Raw genomic sequence first — 19,621 nt, forward strand, 5'->3', positions numbered from 1 at the left:
ATGCCCGGGGCCACCGCCTCCGCGGCACGGCACGAACGAAGGGCTGATACCTCATGACCGATGACGCCACCTTCTCCGCCGCAGGCAAGGACCTGACTTTCCCGCTCGTCAAGGCCAGCGAGGGCAACGACGGATACGACGTCTCCACACTGCTGAAGGAGACCGGCAACGTCACGTTGGACACGGGCTTCGTCAACACCGCCGCCTGCACGTCCGACATCACCTACATCGACGGCGGCAACGGCATCCTGCGCTACCGCGGGTACCCGATCGAGCAGCTGGCGGGCCAGTCGACCTTCGTCGAGGTCGCCTACCTGCTCATCTACGGCGAGCTGCCGACGGCCTCCCAGCTGGGCGAGTTCGAGGAGCGCATCAGCCGGCACACGATGCTGCACGAGGACCTCAAGGCCTTCTTCAACGGCTTCCCCCGCGACGCGCACCCGATGCCGGTGCTCTCCTCGGCGGTCTCCGCGCTGGGTACCTTCTACCAGGACAGCCTCGACCCCTTCGACCCGGAGCAGGTCGAGATCTCGACCATCCGCCTCCTGGCGAAGCTGCCGACGATCGCCGCCTACGCGCACAAGAAGAGCGTCGGCCAGCCGTTCCTGTACCCGGACAACTCGCTGAGCCTGACCGAGAACTTCCTGCGGATGACCTTCGGCTTCCCGGCCGAGCCCTACGAGCTCGACCCCGAGATCGTCAAGGCGCTCGACCAGCTGTTCATCCTCCACGCCGACCACGAGCAGAACTGCTCCACCTCCACGGTGCGTCTCGTCGGCTCCGCGCACGCCAACATGTTCAACTCCGTCTCCGCGGGCATCCACGCCCTGTCCGGCCCGCTCCACGGCGGTGCCAACCAGGCGGTCCTGGAGATGCTCGAGCAGATCCAGGCCTCCGACGACGGTGCCGAGACCTTCATGAAGCGGGTGAAGAACAAGGAGGACGGCGTCCGCCTCATGGGCTTCGGTCACCGGGTCTACAAGAGCTACGACCCGCGTGCGGCCATCGTCAAGGACACCGCCCACACCATCCTGGAGAAGATGGGCGGCGACGAGCAGCTCGAGATCGCCATGAAGCTCGAGGAGGTCGCCCTCGCCGACGACTACTTCGTCGAGCGCAACCTCTACCCCAACGTCGACTTCTACACCGGCCTGATCTACACGGCCATGGGCTTCCACCCGAAGATGTTCACCGTCCTCTTCGCGATCGGCCGCCTCCCGGGCTGGATCGCCCAGTGGCGCGAGATGATCGAGGACCCGGCCACCAAGATCGGCCGTCCGCGCCAGATCTACACCGGCCCCACCGAGCGCGACTACGTGGCACTCGACAACCGCTGACCCACGCGCAGCCGCACCGGCCCCCTTCGCCCCTCACGGGTGGAGGGGGCCGCTGCGTGGCCCGCGGGGACACCGCCGCATCTCCCCGGGGTCGAGCGGGTTCAGCCCCCGTGGAGGGTCACGCGCACCTCGGAGGCGGGTAGTGCGCTGTCCGCGTCGCCCCATGACATGGCGGAGTCGCCCATGTCCCGGGTCCACCGGCGGTCGCCGACCTGGACGGAGCGGACGTTGCGGGCCTTTGCCTGGGCCACGGCCCAGGCGCCGACCGCCCAGGCGCGCCGCTCGTCGCTCGCCCGGACCGAGATGACGTACCCCTCGGCCGTGGCCTGCTGACCGGTCTGCTCGGTGACCGCGGCGACGAAGGTGTCCGGGCGTCCGGCCGTGGTCGGCTCGTCGAGGCGGCAGACCAAGCCGGTCGGGGAGTGGCCGGTGAGGACCGAGGCGATGGTCCGCCCTTCGTGCTCGTGGTCGGCGTAGGCCTCCGGGTAGGCGCTGCGCTGCACCTCCTGGGCGATCTCGGTGATGCGCATGCCCTCCCAGCCGTCGATCCGGGTCAGCTCGTCGTAGAAGGCGTTGGTCGCGTAGACCGGGTCCTGCAGCTCGTCGACGGTGCCCCAGCCCTGGCTCGGGCGCTGCTGGAAGAGGCCGACGGAGTCGCGGTCACCGTAGGTGAGGTTGCGCAGCTTCGACTCCTGGATGGCCGTGGCGACGGCGATCGAGCCGGCGCGCGCGGGCAGCCCCCGCTCGACCCCGAGCAGCACGATCGTGCTCGCGTGGTTCATCTGGTCGGGGGCGAAGCTGACGGTCTCCTCGAGCGCCGTCGCCTCGCACTTCTCCCCGAGGAAGAGGCCGATGCGGTCGCGTGCGTACCAGACGCCGGCGGTGCACACGAGGCCGACGACGCACAGGGTCGCGACCGCCGGTACCCAGCGGCGACCGCGCCTCCCGTCGGTGGCCGGGCGGGAGCGGGGCACGGTCAGTCGTTGGCGTGCAGCGCGTCGTTGAGCGCGATGCCCTGGCCGGTGCGGTCCCGTGCCTCGACGGCGCCCGTGAGCGAGTTGCGCAGGAAGAGCAGGGAGCTGCGGCCGGAGAGGGCACCGGCCTTGACGGTCGACCCGTCAGGCAGGGCCACCTTGGTCCCCGCCGTGACGTAGAGCCCGGCCTCGACGATGCAGTCGTCGCCGAGGGCGATACCGATGCCGGCCTGGGCGCCGATGAGGCAGCGCTCGCCGATGGAGACCCGCTCGGTCCCGCCTCCGGAGAGGGTGCCCATGGTCGAGGCGCCGCCACCGATGTCGGTGCCGTTGCCGACGACCACGCCCTGGCTGATCCGGCCCTCGACCATGGAGGTGCCCAGCGTCCCGGCGTTGAAGTTCACGAAGCCCTCGTGCATCACGGTCGTGCCGGAGGCGAGGTGGGCGCCGAGGCGCACGCGGTCGGCGTCGCCGATGCGCACACCCGTGGGGGTGACGTAGTCGGTGAGGCGCGGGAACTTGTCGATGCTCGTGACCTGCACCGGGCCGCGGGCGCGCAGCCGGGCGCGGGTCGCCTCGAATCCCTCCACGGCGCAGGGGCCGTGGTTCGTCCACACGACATTGGCCAGCTGGCCGAAGAGGCCGTCGAGGTTGATCGAGTTGGGCTGGACCAGACGGTGGGAGAGCAGGTGCAGGCGCAGGTACCCGTCGGAGGCGCCCTGCGGCGCGGCGTCGAGGTCGATGCCCACCGTGACGACATCGGTCCGCACACCCCGCGCGGTGTCCTCGCCGGTGAGGGCGAGCAGCTCCTCGGGCGCCGTCGCGCCCTCCGGGACCGCGCCCAGCACGGGCTCCGGGTACCAGGTGTCGAGCACGGTTCCGTCGGTGGTCACGGTGGCCACGCCATGGGCCCAGGCTGCGCGCGTCGTCGTCATGGCTGAATCGTACGAGACCCACCTCCGCCCAGCGATAAGCCTCGTATCGGAGGACGGCCTAGGGTGGCGGCATGCCGAGCCTGGACCTCACCGCGGACGTCGTGACCCTGACCCAGCAGCTGTGCGACATCGAGTCCGTCAGCCGCGACGAGGGGGCCATCGCCGATGCGATCGAGGAGGCTCTCGCCCCGCTGACGCACCTGAGCGTGACGCGGCGCGGCAACACCCTCGTCGCGCGCACCGACCTCGGTCGCGACGAGCGGATCGTGCTGGCGGGGCACATCGACACCGTCCCGCTCACCAGCGACCCGGCCAACCTCCCGGTCCGCCGGGAGGACATCGGTGGGCAGGAGGTGCTGTGGGGGCGCGGCACCGTCGACATGAAGGGCGGCGTCGCCGTCCAGCTCAAGGCCGCGCTGCTTCCCGAGCCGAGCCGCGACATCACCTTCCTGTTCTACGAGGCCGAGGAGATCGACGAGGTCTACAACGGCCTCGCGCTGCTGTCCCGGTCCGACCCGGAGCTGCTCGAGGCGGACTTCGCCGTGCTCCTCGAGCCGACGAACGCGGCCGTCGAGGGTGGGTGCAAGGGCACGATGCGCGTCGAGGTGCAGCTCAAGGGCATCGCGGCCCACTCCGCCCGACCCTGGAACGGTCACAACGCCATCCACGACGCGCACGAGGTCCTCGCCGCCCTCGCCGCGCACGAGGAGCAGACCGTCCACGTCGACGGGCTCGACTACCACGAGGCACTCCAGGCGGTGGGGATCACCGGTGGCATCGCCGGCAACGTCATCCCCGACAGCTGCAGCGTCCTCATCAACTACCGCTTCGCCCCCGACAAGGACGCGGAGGCCGCCCTCGCGTACGTCCAGACGGTCCTGCCCGGGCGTGAGCTGCACGTGCGCGACCTGGCCGAGGGCGCCCGCCCCGGGCTGGACCTGCCCGCGGCACGGTCCTTCGTCGCCGCGCTCGACGTGCCCGTCGGCCCCAAGGAGGGCTGGACGGACGTCGCGCGCTTCTCCGCGATGGGCATCCCGGCGGTCAACTTCGGGCCCGGTGACCCCAACCTCGCGCACCACGACGAGGAGCGCTGCCCGGTCGAGCAGATCGTCGCGTCCGAGGAGGCCGTGCTCCGGTGGCTCGCGTAGTCTCGCGCCCGTGACACCTCAGGGCAGGAGCGAAAGCTGGTACCACCAAGGTCCCGTCGTCATGCGGGGCCGGCAGGTGCCGAGGACCACGACCGACCAGCGGCTGCTCGACGACCGCAGCCGTGCCGACTGGCTGCACACCGACCCGTGGCGCGTCCTGCGCATCCAGGCGGAGTTCGTCGAGGGGTTCGGTGCCCTCGCGGAGCTCGGTCCGGCGGTGAGCATCTTCGGCAGCGCCCGCACTCCCGTCGACTCCCCGTGGTACGCGAAGGGGGTCGAGCTGGGCCGTCTCGCAGCGGAGGCAGGGTTCTCGGTGATCACCGGTGGTGGCCCCGGGGCGATGGAGGCGGCCAACCGCGGCGCCCGCGAGGGCGGCGCCACGTCCGTCGGTCTGGGCATCGAGCTGCCCTTCGAGGCGGGACTGAACCCGTACGTCGACCTCGGCATCAACTTCCGCTACTTCTTTGCCCGCAAGACGATGTTCGTCAAGTACAGCGAGGGCTTCCTCGTGCTGCCGGGTGGGTACGGCACCCTCGACGAGGTCTTCGAGGCGGTCACCCTCGCGCAGACGGGCAAGGTCACGAGTTTTCCCATCGTGCTCATCGGCGTCGAGTACTGGTCTGGTCTCCTCGACTGGCTGCGCCACTCGGTGGAGAGCGGCGGCATGATCAGCGAGGGCGACATCGACCGGCTCATCGTCACCGACGACTGCGAGGCGGCCGTGCGCCACCTCAAGGACGGCTCCGGTCGGATCGCCCCTGACCGGACGAACCCGGAATGATCTGGGTCCTGCTCATCGTCGTCGCCGTGCTCGTGGTCGTCGCGACCGCCGCGGTCGTCGTCGGGCGGTTCACCCCCGACCCCATGGCCGACCCGGTCACGTCGACGCCGCACCACGGGCTGCCCGCCGGGACCGTCCGGTCCGGCGACGTCGCCGAGGTCACCTTCGACACCGCACTGCGCGGCTACCGGATGGACCAGGTCGACGACGTCATCGATCGCCTCCAGCAGCGCATCGCCGAGCTGGAGAACGAGGGCCGGGACACCCGTCGACCCTGATTAGGCCTACCGCGGCGGCGGGGTGGATAATGGGAGCCAGCCTCGACGCGAGGGCGTCGGGTGGTCGGCGTTGTGCCGACCACGTATGAATTCGAAGGGAACGCACACATGGCGGCAATGAAGCCACGTACCGGGGATGGTCCGCTCGAGGTCGTCAAGGAGGGCCGCGGCATCGTCCTGCGCATGCCCTTGGAGGGTGGCGGTCGCCTCGTCGTCGAGATGAAGCCCGACGAGGTGCTCGAGCTCGGCGAGGCCATCGACAACTGTGACGGCCTGAAGAAGTAGTTGCTGCAAGGGGCCCTCGGACCGGTTGGTCCGGGGGTTCTTTCGTGCCCGGGGTCGTTCGGATGATGACACGGGGCTGCCCAGCACCGGCGCGACTGGCTACGTTGGCCGGATACTGCTGAGCTGGCTCACCGAGCCGAGGGGACAACGATGAACGCTGGATACGGACTCACCGTCCGCTGGTCACTGACCGAGGCCCCGCACGGCGTGGCCGAGGAGCTGCGCGAGTACGTCGTTGGGACCTCGATGGCCAACTTCATGTTCCTCGACGGACTGGCCTTCAAGACGTGGCGCATGCGTGAGGGTGAGTGGTTCGAGGGGACCTACATCTTCCAGGCCGCGAAGGACCGGGACGAGTTCTGCGCCGACTTCGCCACCACGGCTGCCGACTCCGCCGGCAGCAAGATCATCGGTTCGGCCCCGATCGAGATCGAGCCCTTCGAGGTCGTGGCCATCGCCGAGGGGCCCGCCCAGTTCCGTCGCGGCCCCGGCCCCGGAACCGCCTGACGCGCGCGCTTTCGCAGGGTCGAGCGCTGGTCGGGGGAGTTCCTCAGCGCTTCACGGCGGCGAGCATCCCGTCGCCGACGGGCAGCAGGCTGGCGACGAGTCGCTCGTCCTCCCGCAGCTGCTTGCCGAGGTTGCGCAGCAGGGTCGTGGTCTGGTCGCGGACCGCGGGGTCGGCGACCTTGTCGTGCCAGAGCATGTTGTCGATGGCCATGACGCCGCCGGGGCGGAGCAGCCGGATGGCGTGCTCGACGTAGTCGGGGTAGCCCTCCTTGTCCGCGTCGATGTGGACGAGGTCGTAGGCGTTGTCGTTCATCCGCGGCAGCACGTCCAGGGCGCGGCCGCCGATGACCCGCGTGCGGTGGCCGACGATGCCGGCGGCGGCGAAGGACTTCTTGGCGCGTGCGGCGTTCTCCGGCTCGAGCTCGATCGTCGTGAGCACGCCGTCGGAGGGCATGCCGGCGAGCAGCCAGAGCCCCGAGGTCCCGGCTCCGGTCCCGATTTCGACGACGTGCCGCGCCTGGGAGGCGGCGGCGAGCAGGCGCAGGGCGGAGCCGCCTCCGGTGCCGATGGGCGGCGCCCCGAGCTCCGTGCCGGCATGGCGGGCCGCCTCGACGACGTCGTCCTCGGGGACGAACTGCTCGGCGTAGGCAAGGCTGGTCAGCTGCGCGGCGGTCATGGGAGTCCACCCTAGTCCGGTTGCGCACGGCCCACCGTCCGCGCAGGCGCATCACAGGCTTCTGTCAGGTTCGCCCATGACGATGGGTGGGTGACCTTCGATGCCGAGACCGCCGATCGCGCTGGGGACGAGTGGGTCCAGCCCACGTGGAGCGAGGTGGTCGAGGACCACGGGGAGAGGGTCTACCGCCTCGCCTACCGCCTCACGGGCGACACGCACGAGGCCGAGGACCTCACGCACGACGTCTTCATCAGGGTCTTCCGTTCCCTCGACGGGTTCGTGCCGGGGACCTTCGAGGGGTGGCTGCACCGGATCACGACCAACCTCTTCCTCGACAGGGCCCGGCGCAAGCAGCGGCTGCGCCTGGACTCGCTCACCGATGACTTCGCCGCCCTGCTGCACAGCGGCACCGCCACCCCCGAGCAGATCGTCCTGCGGGACCACCTCGACGCCGACATCCAGCGCGCGCTGGATGCGCTGCCGCCGCAGTTCCGGGCCGCCGTCGTGCTGTGCGACGTCGAGGGCCTGACCTACGAGGAGGTCGCCGAGACGCTCGACATCAAGCTCGGGACCGTCCGCTCGCGCATCCACCGGGGTCGGGCCATGCTCCGCGAGAGCCTCAGCCACCGCGAACCGACCACGACCCGCGCGCCGCGCACGGAGTCGCGCCGGCGTAGCGGTTCGGGCTTCCCCCTCGCGCGCCCGGTGACCGGGACCCTGTGACCGACAAGGCACAATCATCTGCATGAGCTCTCCGCACCAGGGTGACGAGCCGACCCCACGGGACGACAGCGCGGGGCCGATACCGACGAGCCCGTACCTGCCCTACGACTCGCTCGGCTCGCAGGAGCAGGGCGCGTCGCAGGCCCACGGCGAGGGCGGCGCGACCGGTGACCGGCAGGGGTGGTGGGAGGAGACCCAGCAGCTCCCCGGTGGGAGCGCGGGCGACCACGCGGCCCAAGGCCGCGAGTCCTACGGACAGCAGGACCCCTACGGGCAGCAGGACCCGTATGCCCCCGGCAACGCACACCAGTACCACGGGTACGCCCAGCAGGGCCCCTCGCCCGGGTACCCGTACCCGGGCTCACCGGGGACACCCCCTTCGTCCACCCGGCGCCGAGGACCGGGCTGGTTCGGTGCGGGGGCACTCGCCCTGGCCGCTGCCCTGATCGCGGGTGCCATCGGCGGGATCGGTGGCGGGTTGGTCACCGACCTGCGCGACGACGGCAGCGGCGGCGGGCCCACCATCGTCCAGCGCGACGGGGAGCAGGCCGAGCGTCCCGAGGGGTCGGTCGCCGCCATCGCCGCCGACGCGGTCCCGAGCGTCGTGACGATCCGCGTCAACGGCTCCGGCGGGTCCGGGACGGGCTCCGGCTGGGTCTACGACGACCGGGGCCACATCGTCACCAACAACCACGTGGTCGAGGCGGCCGGTGGCTCCGGCCGGGTGCGCATCGAGCTCAGCGACGGCAGCCGCCGCAGCGCCGAGGTCGTGGGCCGGGACTCCGCCTACGACCTGGCCGTGCTCAAGGTCGAGCCCCAGGGCCTGGAGCCCATCGCGATCGGCAGCTCCGACGAGGTCGTCGTCGGCGACGAGGTCGTCGCCGTCGGGTCCCCGCTCGGCCTCGGCTCCACGGTCACCGCCGGCATCGTCTCCGCGCTGGAGCGACCGGTGGCCGCCGGCGAGAGCGGTGACGAGTCCTACATCTCCGCGATCCAGACCGACACGGCGATCAATCCCGGCAACTCCGGTGGACCGCTGCTCAACAGCGACGGCAACGTCATCGGCGTCAACACCGCCATCGCGCAGCTTCCCGGTCAGATGTCGGCCTCCGGCTCGATCGGCCTCGGCTTCGCCATCCCCTCCGACGTCGTCGTGCGGACCGCCGACCAGCTCATCAGCAGCGGTGAGGCGCAGCACCCGATCATCGGTGTCTCCCTCGACCGGCGGTGGCAGGGCGAGGGCGCCAAGGTCATCGAGGAGGGTGACATGCCGGGGGACCAGCCCTCGGTCGTCCCGGGCGGCCCGGCGGACAAGGCGGGGATCGAGCCCGGCGACGTCATCATCGAGATGGACGGCCGGCGGGTCACCGATCTCGACCAGCTCGTGGTGCGCATCCGCGCCCAGGCCGTGGGCGATAAGGTCACCCTCAAGGTCCTGCGGGACGGTGACGAGCGCGAGCTCACGATGACGCTCGAAGCGGCGGAGGAGAACTAGGCGATGCCAGTCAACGGCTGGGAGTTCATCCTCCTCATCGTCCTGGCCTTCATCATCCTCGGCCCCCAGCGCATGCCGGAGTACGCAGCGAAGCTCGCGCGATTCGTCGTGCAGCTGCGCCGCATGGCCAACGACGCCAAGACGCAGCTGAAGGACCAGATGGGTCCGGAGTACGAGGACCTCGACTGGCGCCAGTACGACCCGCGCCAGTACGACCCGCGGCGCATCGTCAAGCAGGCGCTCATGGAGCCCCTCGAGGACGCCTTCAGCCTCGAGGACAAGCCGAGCACGACGACCCCCGCGCCCCGGACCGCCGCCTCCTCGGACGCCTCGTCCGACACGACGGGCTCAGCGCCGCGGACCGGGACCGGGCCGCACTGGGACCCCGAGGCCACCTGAGCGCACGCAGCGCGGACGTAGGGGTTGGCCCGGCTCAGGCCCCGGTCCGGCTCATGTGCAACGGTGCGATCACGACCGAGGCCGCCGGACCGGGCGCCAAGGGCCGCCCCCTGCGTCCGCGCGGAGGGCGCCCAAGGCCACGCTCCGGCCGCGTGGAGGAGGGCGCAGGGAGGAAGCCCCTCAGTTCCCGGTGGGGGTGAGGCTCAGGCTGCGGCCGGCCAGTCCGCGCGAGCGCGAGGCGATGCCGCGGGCGATGCCGCGCAGGGCCACGGCGGCGGGACCGTCGGGGTTGGACAGGACGGTGGGCTCGCCGTGGTCGGAGCCCTCACGCAGCGTGACGTCGAGGGGGATCTGGCCGAGCAGCGGGACCTCGGCACCGACGGTGCGGGTGAGCGAGTCGGCGACGGACTGGCCACCGCCGGAGCCGAAGAGCTCCTGCCGGCTGCCGTCGGGCAGCTCGAGCCAGGACATGTTCTCGATCACGCCGACGAGGCGCTGGTGCGTCTGCATCGCGATCGAGCCGGCGCGCTCGGCGACCTCGGCCGCGGCCTGCTGCGGCGTGGTCACGACGAGCAGCTCGCTGTTGGGGATCAGCTGGGCGACGGAGATGGCGATGTCACCGGTGCCCGGGGGCAGGTCGAGCAGGAGCACGTCGAGGTCGCCCCAGAAGACGTCGCCGAGGAACTGCTGCAGCGCCCGGTGGAGCATCGGGCCGCGCCAGACCACCGGCTGGTTGCCGGGGACGAACATGCCGATCGAGATCACCTTCACCTCGGAGGCGATCGGCGGCAGGATCATGTCGTCGACCTGCGTCGGCGCGTGGGTCACGCCGAGCATGCGGGGGATGGAGAAGCCGTAGATGTCGGCGTCGACGACCCCGACCTTCAGCCCCTCGGCCGCGAGCGACGCGGCGAGGTTGGCGGTGATCGAGGACTTGCCGACGCCGCCCTTGCCTGAGGCGATGGCGTAGACGCGGGTGAGCGAGCCCGGCTTGGCGAAGGGGATCTCCTTCTCCGCCTGGCCACCGCGCAGGTGGTTCTTCAGCTCGGCACGCTGCTCGTCGTTCATGACGCCGAGGGTGACCTTCACGTCGGTGACGCCCTCGATGGACTTCATCGCGTTGGTGGTGTCGTTGGTCAGGGTGTCCTTGAGGGGGCACCCCGAGATGGTGAGCAGGATGGTGACCGTGGCCAGGCCGTCGGCGTCGACGGCCGCGGACTCAACCATGCCCAGCTCGGTGATGGGCCGGCGGATCTCGGGGTCGATGACGGTGCTCAGCGCGTCACGCAGCTGCTCGTCGGTGATCGTGGGGTGGGGGGCCATGCATCCATCGTAGGTCCGTATTTCGGGCCCTCCGACGTGGGTCCGCTCACCAGCGCGGGCTGGGGCCCTCGGTCGTCTCGTCCACCTCGTCCGCGGCGGCGTCGTTCTGGCGCCGGCGCACCTCGAGGCCCTTGGTCTCCATCTCCTCGAGGAGGTCGCGCAGCTCGCCGCGGATGAAGTCACGGGTGGCCGCGTCGCGCAGGGCGATGCGCAGGGCCGCCACCTCGCGGGTGAGGTACTCGGTGTCGGCGAGCGCGCGCTCGGCCTGCACGCGGTCCTGCTCCAGGCCGACGCGGTCGCGGTCGTCCTGCCGGTTCTGCGCGAGGAGGATCAGCGGGGCGGCGTAGGAGGCCTGCAGCGACAGGATCAGAGTGAGCAGCGTGTAGTTCAGCGCCCGCGGGTCGAACTGCGCGGACTGCGGCGCGAAGGTGTTCCACGCGAGCCACACGGTGACGAAGACCGTCATCCAGATGAGGAACCGCGGTGTGCCCATGAAGCGCGCGAACTTCTCCGACAGCACGCCGAAGGTCTCGCTCGACATGCCGGACGGGCGCCGGATCAGCTGGCGCCGGACCTCCTGGGGGGTGTCGACGCGGGCCGTGCGGCGTTCGCGCTCACTCATCGCTCACCTCGTGCCGCTCCTCGCGCCAGTCCTCGGGGAGGATGTGGTCGAGCACGTCGTCGACGGTCACCGCACCGAGCAGGTGCTCCTGCTCGTCGACGACGGGGGCGGAGATCAGGTTGTAGGTCGCCAGCGTCCGGGTCACCTGGCCGAGGGGCTCCTCCGGGCGAAGGGGGTCGATCGCCTTGTCGAGGTAGCGCCCGATGCTCTCGTGCGGGGGCTCGCGCAGCAGCCGCTGGATGTGGATCATCCCGAGGTACTTGCCCGTCGGTGTCTCCAGCGGCGGGCGGCAGACGTAGACGGTGGCGGCCAGCCCGGCGGTGATCTCCTCGCGGCGCACGACGGCGAGGGCCTCGGCGACGGTGTCCTCGGGCGCGAGGATCACCGGGTCGGTCGTCATGAGACCACCGGCGGTGTTCTCGTCGTAGCTGAGCAGGCGGCGCAGCGGCTCCGCGTCGTCGGGCTTCATCAGCTGCAGCAGCGTCTCGGTGCGCTCGGCCGGCAGCACGGAGAGCAGGTCGGCCGCGTCGTCCGGGTCCATGGCCTCGAGGACGTCGGCGGCGCGCGTCTGGGTGAGGGTGCCGATGATCGCGATCTGGTCGTCCTCGCCGAGCTCCTGGAGGATGTCGGCCAGCCGGTCGTCCCCGAGGGCGGCGACGACCGCGTCGCGGCGCTCGGGCGCGAGGTCGGAGACGACCTCGGCGAGGTCGGCGACCTTGAGGTCCTCGACCGACTCGAGCAGCTTGACCGCGGAGTGCTCGGCTGCGCTGGCCCGCTCCGACAGTCCGGTCACGTCCTCGACGGGCACGGTGAAGGTCTCCCCGCGCCGGCGCACGAGCAGGCCGCGCCGGGACTTGCGCCCGCCACGCACGAAGACCTTGGTCACCGACCACGTGCGGTTGGGCAGCTGCTCGACGCCCACGTCCTCGACCGTCGCCTCGACGGGGCCGTCGTCGGTGCGCACGGTCACGGGGCGCTCGAGCAGCTCGGCGAGCACGAGCGTCTCCGTTGCGCGCTTCTCGAACCGGCGCATGTTGACCAGGCCGGTCGTGATGACCTGACCGCCCTCGACAGAGGTCACCCGCGTCATCGGGACGAAGACGCGTCGCCGGCCGGGGACCTCGACGACCAGGCCGATGGCCCGTGGGCGGCGGGAGGCGGAGAAGGTGATGACGACGTCACGCACCCGCCCCACCTGGTCACCGAGGGGGTCGAAGACGTTGAGGCTCGCCAGACGGGCGACGAAGAACCGGGAGGGAGCGCTCACGGTTCCCCAGACTAATGGGCTGCCGGCCAGCCGCCACCAGGTCGGCGGGCGAGTCCCGGCGCGGGCCGACATCCGCACGCCTTCGCAACTGCCTAAGCAGTTGCGACCGGACGCCCGCAGGAGCCTAAGCTCCTGCGGATCTGCGAGAGCGGGACCGGCCGCCCAGGTGCCACGGACGGCGCGGGCGGGTGCCCCCTTCGCCCGTGGTGATCGGGGCGTCCACCCGGGCGGTGGAGTCCGGCCCCGGCATGCCCGGGGCCTGCAGCGGCGCGCCGTACGGTGCGAGCGACCACAGCGTCGTCCGGGTGCGCCACTGCTCGAGGAGGTCCTGCGGGGCGTTGAGGCGCTCGCCGAGCAGGGAGTGGGCCGCCGACTCCCACAGCGGGTTGCCGGGGTCGATCGCGCGGGCCTCGGCGCGCAGGGTGAGCAGGCGTCCGCCGTGCCCCTTGCTGCGCAGGATCAGCTCGACCTCGTCGGGCAGGGGACCGAGGTCGACCTCCGGTCCGCCCGAGGCGAGGAGGACGTGGTCGGCGAGCTCGTCGTCCCCGGTGGCGAACCACGTGGCGCGGTCGCGACCGCCGGCTCGCAGCCACAGCACCGTGGACTTGCTCAGCGCCTCGGTGGTGAGGGCGGAGAGGTTGACCTCGCTCATGCCCTCAGCGTAGGGCGCAGCCCGCGCAGCGATCGGGAGTGCGTGTGTTCTGGATCATGAGCCGCGGCCGGGGCCCGCTGCTAGGTTTCGCAGCGATACCCCTTCGCCGTTTCGAGAGGACTCGAGCCACCCCATGCGCAGTGCCAAGGACTTCTTCGCCCCCCTCGCCGTGGGCGCCCCCACGCCCGTTCGTGAGGTGCCCGCCCGGCCGAGCCGGATGATCCACTTCTTCGACCCGAGCAACGAGAAGATGGCCAAGAAGGTCCCGGACATGGTCGGTGTCTCCGACGTGCTCCTCGGCAACCTCGAGGACGCCGTCGTGGCCGACAAGAAGGAGGCCGCGCGCGAGGGCCTGGTGCGGATCGCCCGGGAGGTCGACTTCGGCGAGCACACCCAGCTGTGGACGCGGATCAACTCCCTCGACAGCCCGTGGGTCCTCGACGACCTGACCCGCCTCGTCACCGAGGTCGGCGACAAGCTCGACGTCGTCATGGTCCCCAAGGTCCAGGGCCCGGAGGACATCCACTACATCGACCGGATCCTCGCCCAGCTCGAGGCGAAGGGGGGCGTGCAGCGCCCGATCCTCGTCCACGCGATCCTCGAGACCGCACGCGGCGTGGCCAACGTCGAGGAGATCGCCGGTGCGTCCCCGCGCATGCAGGGCATCTCCCTCGGCCCGGCCGACCTCGCCGCGGACCGCCGGATGAAGACCACGCGCGTCGGTGGCGGCCACCCCGGCTACCTGGTGCGCCAGGACCCGGCGAAGGGCGCCGATGGAGTCCCGGACTACGCGGGCGAGCGCGCCGTCTTCCAGCAGGACCTGTGGCACTACACGATCGCCCGGATGGTCGACGCCTGCGCGATGCACGGCATCTTCCCGTTCTACGGGCCCTTCGGCGACATCAAGGACACCGTCGCCTGCGAGGACCAGTTCCGCAACGCCTTCCTCCTCGGCTGCGTCGGCGCGTGGAGCCTGCACCCGGTGCAGATCGAGATCGCCAAGAAGGTCTTCAGCCCCACCGCGGAGGACGTCGCCCACGCCCGCCGCGTCAAGGAGGCCATGCCCGACGGGCGCGGCGCCGTGATGATCGACGGCAAGATGGAGGACGACGCCTCCTACAAGCAGTGCATGGTCGTCCTCGAGCTCGCCGAGCGCCTCTCCGCGAACGACCCCGAGCTGGCGAAGACGTACGCCGACGCCGGGAAGGAGGCCTGATCATGAGCGAGACCTACACCCCCCGCCGCTCCGTCCTCTACATGCCCAGCTCCAACGCCCGCGCGCTGGAGAAGGCGAAGACCCTGCCCGTCGACGCCCTGATCCTCGACCTCGAGGACGCGGTCGGCCCGGACGACAAGCCCGCCGCCCGCGAGGCCGCCTGTGCCGCAGTGCAGTCCGGTGAGTACGGGGACCGCGAGCTGACGATCCGCGTCAACGGCATCGGCACGCAGTGGCACGAGGAGGACATCGCCGCCGCGTCCGCGGCCGGGCCCGCCGGCATCGTCGTGCCCAAGGTCAACACCGCCGACGAGGTGCGTGCGCTCGTCGCGGCGATGGAGGCCGCCGGTGCCCCCGACCACACGAAGCTGTGGGCGATGATCGAGACGCCCGCCGCGATCTTCAACATCCGCGAGATCGCGCAGGCCTCCGACCGGCTCGTCGCCTTCGTCATGGGCACCAACGACCTCGTCAAGGAGCTGCAGGCCGACCACGTCCCCGGCCGGGCGCCGCTGCTCACCTCGCTGTCGTGGGCGCTGCTCGCGGCACGCGAGGCGGGCATCGCCGTCCTCGACGGCGTCTACAACGCGGTCAAGGACCTCGAGGGCTTCACGGCCGAGTGCGAGCAGGGCCGCGACATGGGCTTCGACGGCAAGACCCTCATCCACCCCGGCCAGGTCGAGGTGTGCAACACCACCTTCGCGCCGAGCGAGGAGGCCGTCGAGGAGGCCAAGGGCATCCTCGCCGCCTGGGAGGAGGGCGCCGGCACCGGCGTCGTCACCCACAACGGCAAGATGATCGAGAACCTCCACGTGGACATCGCCCGCCGGGTGCTCTCCACCCACGAGGCGATCCTCGCGCGGTCCTGATCGACCGGCTCCTGACGAGGAGCGAGACGAAGGGGGCGACCCGGCCGACACGGCCGGGTCGCCCCCCTTCGTGCTGCTCGCACGTGCCCCGGGGGACGGCGCACGTCATCGTTTTGTGACCTCCTGGCACGCAACCGCCCGAGGCGCCCCGGACGTCTGGGTCAGTGAGGGGCGGGCAGGGACGCTCGTCCTCGACCACAGGGGGTCAGACAGATGAACACTCACCAGCCTCGCCACGTGGCCGGTACGTCCACGGGGGCGTTCGACCGGCGTCTGCTCATGCGAGGAAGCATGGCTGCCGCGCTGGCAGCCGGCCTCGCAGGCGTCGGTGTCGCCGCACCCGCCCACGCCGCCACCCATCCGCTCCTGCGGTTGGGCAGTCGGGGGACCGCCGTCCGTGAGCTGCAACGCAAGCTGCTCGACGCCGGCTACGAGCACATGGGCGTCGACGGCATCTACGGGCCGTCCACGCGGGGGGCGGTCATCGCCCTCCAGCGCGACCACCGGCTCGTCGTGGACGGCATCTGCGGGCCCAACACCTGGGCGGTCGTCGACCGCCTCGCGGGATCCGGCGGCGGCGGTGGGGAGACCGCGCCCGAGGCGTCCGGCTCGCACCCGTTGCTGCGCAGCGGCAGCCGGGGGTCGGCCGTGACCCGCCTGCAACGCACGATGCGGGCGAACGGGTACTGGCACACGGGCAACGACGGCATCTACGGCCACACCACCGCGCAGGCCGTCATGGCCGTGCAGAAGGTCCACGGACTCGCGCGCGACGGTGTCTGCGGGCCCAACACCTGGGCCGTCATCGACCGCCTCAGCCGACCGCGTGGGCGCACGACCAGCGGCACCGTCATGGAGGTCGACCTGGCCAAGCAGGTCATCATCTTCGTCGTCTCGGGGCGCACCCGATGGGTCTTCAACACCAGCACCGGCAAGGCCGGCTGGCGCACCCCGCGAGGGCGGTACCGGATCTTCCGCCAGGTCAACCGGATGGACTACGGCCCGCTCGGCGCGCTGTGGCGACCGAAGTACTTCAACGGCGGGATCGCGATCCACGGCTACGGGTCCGTCCCGGGCTATCCGGCCTCCCACGGCTGCACGCGGGTGTCGAACGCCGCGATGAACTACGTCTGGGGCTCCGGCCTCGCCCCGATCGGTCGGCGGGTCTGGGTGTACTGACGGCACGGACGAGGCGAAGGGGGGCGCGCAGGGGGCGCCCCCCTTCGCCCCTGTCCGGAGTGGCCCACGACACCCGTGGACGCCGTAGCGGAGTGGGCGCCCGGCTGGGATACTGGCGCGGATCCCCTGCCCACGACCGCAATGAGGTTTGAACGCGCATGTCCCGACTGCAGACGACCGATGGACTGACCGAGGAGCAGCAGGACCTGCTCGGGCTCGTGAAGGAGTTCGTCGACGAGCAGATCATCCCGGTGGCCCAGGAGCTGGAGCACGCGGACGAGTACCCGCAGAAGATCGTCGACCAGATGAAGGAGATGGGGATCTTCGGCCTGATGATCCCCGAGGAGTTCGGCGGTCTCGGCGAGTCCCTGCTGACCTACGCGCTGTGCGTCGAGGAGATCGCGCGAGGCTGGATGCCGGTCTCGGGCATCATCAACACCCACTTCATCGTCGCGTACATGATCCTCAAGCACGGTACCGACGAGCAGAAGCAGCGCTACCTGCCGAAGATGGCAACCGGTGAGATCCGCGGCGCCTTCTCCATGTCCGAGCCCGCGCTCGGGTCCGACGTCGCCGGCATCAAGACCAAGGCGGTCCAGGGCGCTGGGGACGAGTGGACCATCAACGGCCAGAAGATGTGGCTGACCAACGGCGGCTCCGCCAACCTCGTCGCGGTGCTGTGCCGCACCGACCTCGGTGCCGACACCGCGCACAAGAACATGTCGACCTTCCTCATCGACAAGACCGAGGGCTTCGGTGAGACCGCGCAGGGCGTCACCGTCCCCGGCAAGATCGAGAAGATGGGCTACAAGGGCGTCGACACGACCGAGCTGATCTTCGACAACCACCGCACGAGCACCGCCCAGCTGCTCGGTGGCGAGCCGGGCAAGGGCTTCTACCAGATGATGGACGGCGTCGAGGTCGGCCGGGTCAACGTCGCCTCGCGTGCGTGCGGCCTGATGATGCGCGCCTTCGAGCTCGGGATCGACTACGCCCAGCAGCGCGAGACCTTCGGCAAGAAGATCGTCGACCACCAGGGCATCCTCTTCCGCATCGCCGACATGGCCGCCAAGGTCGAGGCCGGCCACCAGCTGATGGTCAAGGCCGCCCGGCTGAAGGACAAGGGCGAGCGCAACGACCTCGAGGCCGGCATCGCGAAGTACATGGCCGCCGAGTACTGCGCCGACGTCGTCGAGCAGTCCTTCCGCATCCACGGTGGCTTCGGCTACACCAAGGAGTACGAGATCGAGCGCCTCTACCGCGAGGCCCCGATGCTGCTCATCGGTGAGGGCACCGCCGAGATCCAGAAGATGATCATCGGCAAGAGCATTTTGAAGGACTACCCGGCCAAGCGCTGACCGACCCCACTCCCGCCCTCGCGTGTGCACCGGATCACCGCGGGCTTGGGGGTCGGGAGTTTGGTGGGACAATGGGGCCATGAGTACGCAGCCGCACATGACCGCCCGGATGGAAGATCACCTCGGGCTGCGCTTCCCGATGTCCCTGGTCACCTATGACACCTATGCCGAGGCGCAGCGTGCCGTCGACTTCCTCGCCGACAAGGAGTTCCCGGTCGAGGACGTCATGATCGTCGGCACCGATCTCAAGCAGGTCGAGCGGGTGCGCGGACGCCTCACCACGAGCAAGGTGCTGCTCGGCGGCCTGCTGTCCGGTCTGTGGATCGGTGTCTTCGTCGGGCTCGTCTTCGCGATGTTCGAGGGCGGGGACAACCTCGTCCAGCGGCTGGTGTCCACGGTCCTCATCGGTGCCGTCTTCGGCCTCGTGTGGGCGTGGCTGGGTTACCGCTCCACCGGTGGGCAGCGTGACTTCACCTCGATCAGCCAGGTCGTCGCCTCCCGCTACGAGGTGCTCACCGAGCACAAGCACATGCAGACCGCCCGTGAGCTGCTCGCCGAGCTCGACCCGATGCGCGCCGCCCAGGAGCAGGTGCGCCAGCGGCAGGAGCAGGCCCGCGCCGAGCAGGAGCGCATGGACCGTGGCCGGGGCGGGCAGCCCACCTGACCACCTGACGAAGGGGGGAGGACCCCCCCTTCGCCATCGGCCGGCTCGAGGGCTGGCCGGAACGCGCTCGGCTGGATAGCGTCGAGGGGTGACCACCCTGTCCGACCTGGCCGCCATCGACGAGTCATCCTTCGACTCCGTGCTGTGCGTCGTCGCCCATCCAGACGACATCGAGTACGGCATGTCCGCAGCCGTCGCCGCGTGGACCGGCGCGGGCAAGACCGTGCGCTACTTCCTGCTCACCCGGGGTGAGGCCGGGATCGACACGATGGACCCGGTCGATGCCGCGCCCGCCCGGGCCGACGAGGAGCGGGCCAGCGCCGCGGTCGTCGGGGTCGAGTCCGTGGAGTTCGGTGACCATGCCGACGGGACGATCGAGTACGGGCTGCGGCTGCGTCGCGACATCGCCGCGGCCATTCGCCGGGCGAGGCCCGACCTCGTTCTGACCCAGAACCACACGCTGACGTGGGGCCCGGGCATGCTCAACCAGGCCGACCACCGCGCCGTCGGCCTGGCCACCCTCGACGCCGTCGCGGACGCCGGCAACCGGTGGATCTTCCCCGAGCTCGTCGACGAGGGGCTCGAGCCGTGGAACGCGAGTGCCCTCGGTGTCGTCTCCACGCCGAACCCCAGCCACTACGTCGACGTCACCGGGCACCTGGACGACGCGATCGAGTCCCTCGAGGAGCACCGGCTCTACAACGCCGCGCTCCCGGAGGACTTCCCGTCGCCGGCGGAGCTGCTGGGAAACATCCTCGGGATGGGGGCCGAGCGGGTGCGCGATCCCATGGTCACGCACGCCCTGCTCCTGGAGTACTACCCGCGCTGATCCCCCTGCGCGGGCTCCGCTGGGCACAGAAATCGAGTCGGGACGTAGTAATTCCTGCGTCCTGACTCGATTTCTGCGTCCGAGGCGAAGGGGGGAGGTCCTGT

Annotated in this window: 22 protein-coding genes; 15 read left to right on the plus strand and 7 right to left on the minus strand. The window is 70.7% G+C overall.

The genetic code is table 11. The features are described from left to right. The first annotated feature begins 53 nt into the window (after nt 1–53). Nucleotides 54–1,337 carry a citrate synthase gene (locus PVE36_RS03555; protein ID WP_277454615.1) on the plus strand — a complete coding sequence of 428 codons (1,284 nt, stop codon included), beginning with the start codon at nt 54–56 and terminating at the stop codon, nt 1,335–1,337. Between the two features lie 101 nt (nt 1,338–1,438). Here the strand turns inward: PVE36_RS03555 and PVE36_RS03560 are convergent, their stop codons facing one another. Both PVE36_RS03560 and dapD read right to left on the minus strand, forming a co-directional pair. Continuing rightward, nucleotides 1,439–2,311, minus strand: coding sequence for a hypothetical protein (locus PVE36_RS03560; protein ID WP_277454616.1), 873 nt, complete (start codon nt 2,309–2,311; stop codon nt 1,439–1,441). Between the two features lie 2 nt (nt 2,312–2,313). Beyond that, nucleotides 2,314–3,246: a 2,3,4,5-tetrahydropyridine-2,6-dicarboxylate N-succinyltransferase gene (gene dapD / locus PVE36_RS03565; RefSeq protein ID WP_277454617.1), complete on the minus strand. Its 933-nt coding sequence runs from the start codon at nt 3,244–3,246 to the stop codon at nt 2,314–2,316. A 71-nt stretch (nt 3,247–3,317) separates the two neighbouring features. On the opposite strand from dapD, the gene dapE reads away from it, so the two are divergent. The 5 genes from dapE to PVE36_RS03590 all read left to right on the plus strand — a co-directional run bounded on the left by dapE (nt 3,318) and on the right by PVE36_RS03590 (nt 6,245). Continuing rightward, nucleotides 3,318–4,394 (plus strand): succinyl-diaminopimelate desuccinylase, encoded by a 1,077-nt coding sequence (dapE, locus tag PVE36_RS03570; RefSeq protein ID WP_277454618.1) that lies wholly within the window; start codon nt 3,318–3,320, stop codon nt 4,392–4,394. A gap of 61 nt (nt 4,395–4,455) precedes the next feature. Continuing rightward, a complete protein-coding gene (locus tag PVE36_RS03575) occupies nt 4,456–5,175 on the plus strand; it encodes a TIGR00730 family Rossman fold protein (protein ID WP_277454619.1) in 720 nt (239 codons plus the stop codon). After that, nucleotides 5,172–5,453: a DivIVA domain-containing protein gene (locus PVE36_RS03580; RefSeq protein ID WP_277454621.1), complete on the plus strand. Its 282-nt coding sequence runs from the start codon at nt 5,172–5,174 to the stop codon at nt 5,451–5,453. The genes PVE36_RS03575 and PVE36_RS03580 overlap by 4 nt, the downstream gene beginning before the upstream one ends. Nucleotides 5,454–5,561: 108 nt before the next feature. Next, on the plus strand, nt 5,562–5,738 hold the full coding sequence (locus tag PVE36_RS03585) for a DUF3117 domain-containing protein (protein ID WP_185990436.1): 177 nt from the start codon (nt 5,562–5,564) through the stop codon (nt 5,736–5,738). Between the two features lie 150 nt (nt 5,739–5,888). Beyond that, complete coding sequence (locus PVE36_RS03590) at nt 5,889–6,245, plus strand: hypothetical protein (RefSeq protein WP_277454622.1); 357 nt, start codon at nt 5,889–5,891, stop codon at nt 6,243–6,245. Between the two features lie 43 nt (nt 6,246–6,288). Here PVE36_RS03590 and PVE36_RS03595 read toward each other — a convergent pair whose 3' ends face one another. Continuing rightward, the gene (locus PVE36_RS03595) at nt 6,289–6,921 is read right to left on the minus strand and encodes an O-methyltransferase (protein WP_277454623.1); all 633 of its coding nucleotides are present in this window, start codon (nt 6,919–6,921) and stop codon (nt 6,289–6,291) included. Between the two features lie 90 nt (nt 6,922–7,011). Between PVE36_RS03595 and sigE the strand changes: the two genes are divergently transcribed. From sigE to PVE36_RS03610, 3 genes are read left to right on the plus strand one after another with little or no spacing between them, the layout of a single operon-like run. Beyond that, a complete protein-coding gene (gene sigE, locus PVE36_RS03600) occupies nt 7,012–7,644 on the plus strand; it encodes an RNA polymerase sigma factor SigE (RefSeq protein ID WP_277454625.1) in 633 nt (210 codons plus the stop codon). 22 nt (nt 7,645–7,666) lie between these two features. After that, on the plus strand, nt 7,667–9,139 hold the full coding sequence (locus tag PVE36_RS03605; protein WP_277454627.1) for a trypsin-like peptidase domain-containing protein: 1,473 nt from the start codon (nt 7,667–7,669) through the stop codon (nt 9,137–9,139). Between the two features lie 3 nt (nt 9,140–9,142). Continuing rightward, nucleotides 9,143–9,538, plus strand: coding sequence for a hypothetical protein (locus PVE36_RS03610; RefSeq protein WP_277454628.1), 396 nt, complete (start codon nt 9,143–9,145; stop codon nt 9,536–9,538). Nucleotides 9,539–9,718: 180 nt separating this feature from the next. Here the strand turns inward: PVE36_RS03610 and PVE36_RS03615 are convergent, their stop codons facing one another. From PVE36_RS03615 to PVE36_RS03630, 4 genes are all read right to left on the minus strand, one after another. Further along, on the minus strand, nt 9,719–10,861 hold the full coding sequence (locus PVE36_RS03615) for an Mrp/NBP35 family ATP-binding protein (RefSeq protein ID WP_277239536.1): 1,143 nt from the start codon (nt 10,859–10,861) through the stop codon (nt 9,719–9,721). A 46-nt stretch (nt 10,862–10,907) separates the two neighbouring features. After that, complete coding sequence (locus PVE36_RS03620) at nt 10,908–11,483, minus strand: DUF1003 domain-containing protein (RefSeq protein ID WP_277454632.1); 576 nt, start codon at nt 11,481–11,483, stop codon at nt 10,908–10,910. After that, nucleotides 11,476–12,750 carry a CBS domain-containing protein gene (locus PVE36_RS03625; protein ID WP_277454634.1) on the minus strand — a complete coding sequence of 425 codons (1,275 nt, stop codon included), beginning with the start codon at nt 12,748–12,750 and terminating at the stop codon, nt 11,476–11,478. The genes PVE36_RS03620 and PVE36_RS03625 overlap by 8 nt, the downstream gene beginning before the upstream one ends. A gap of 124 nt (nt 12,751–12,874) precedes the next feature. After that, nucleotides 12,875–13,402, minus strand: a complete 528-nt coding sequence (locus PVE36_RS03630) for a hypothetical protein (protein WP_277454636.1) — start codon at nt 13,400–13,402, stop codon at nt 12,875–12,877. A 133-nt stretch (nt 13,403–13,535) separates the two neighbouring features. On the opposite strand from PVE36_RS03630, the gene PVE36_RS03635 reads away from it, so the two are divergent. From PVE36_RS03635 to PVE36_RS03660, 6 genes are all read left to right on the plus strand, one after another. Further along, nucleotides 13,536–14,618 carry a CoA ester lyase gene (locus PVE36_RS03635; RefSeq protein WP_277454637.1) on the plus strand — a complete coding sequence of 361 codons (1,083 nt, stop codon included), beginning with the start codon at nt 13,536–13,538 and terminating at the stop codon, nt 14,616–14,618. A 2-nt stretch (nt 14,619–14,620) separates the two neighbouring features. Next, the gene (locus PVE36_RS03640; RefSeq protein ID WP_277454638.1) at nt 14,621–15,487 is read left to right on the plus strand and encodes a CoA ester lyase; all 867 of its coding nucleotides are present in this window, start codon (nt 14,621–14,623) and stop codon (nt 15,485–15,487) included. A 291-nt stretch (nt 15,488–15,778) separates the two neighbouring features. Further along, on the plus strand, nt 15,779–16,666 hold the full coding sequence (locus tag PVE36_RS03645; protein WP_277454640.1) for a peptidoglycan-binding protein: 888 nt from the start codon (nt 15,779–15,781) through the stop codon (nt 16,664–16,666). Nucleotides 16,667–16,824: 158 nt separating this feature from the next. After that, nucleotides 16,825–18,024 carry an acyl-CoA dehydrogenase family protein gene (locus tag PVE36_RS03650; protein ID WP_277454641.1) on the plus strand — a complete coding sequence of 400 codons (1,200 nt, stop codon included), beginning with the start codon at nt 16,825–16,827 and terminating at the stop codon, nt 18,022–18,024. 79 nt (nt 18,025–18,103) lie between these two features. Next, the gene (locus PVE36_RS03655) at nt 18,104–18,688 is read left to right on the plus strand and encodes a general stress protein (RefSeq protein ID WP_277454642.1); all 585 of its coding nucleotides are present in this window, start codon (nt 18,104–18,106) and stop codon (nt 18,686–18,688) included. A gap of 88 nt (nt 18,689–18,776) precedes the next feature. Further along, complete coding sequence (locus tag PVE36_RS03660; protein ID WP_277454644.1) at nt 18,777–19,517, plus strand: PIG-L deacetylase family protein; 741 nt, start codon at nt 18,777–18,779, stop codon at nt 19,515–19,517. The last annotated feature ends 104 nt before the right edge of the window (nt 19,518–19,621 follow it).

It is taken from the genome of Janibacter sp. DB-40 (assembly GCF_029510815.1).
Classification (GTDB): Bacteria; Actinomycetota; Actinomycetes; order Actinomycetales; family Dermatophilaceae; genus Janibacter.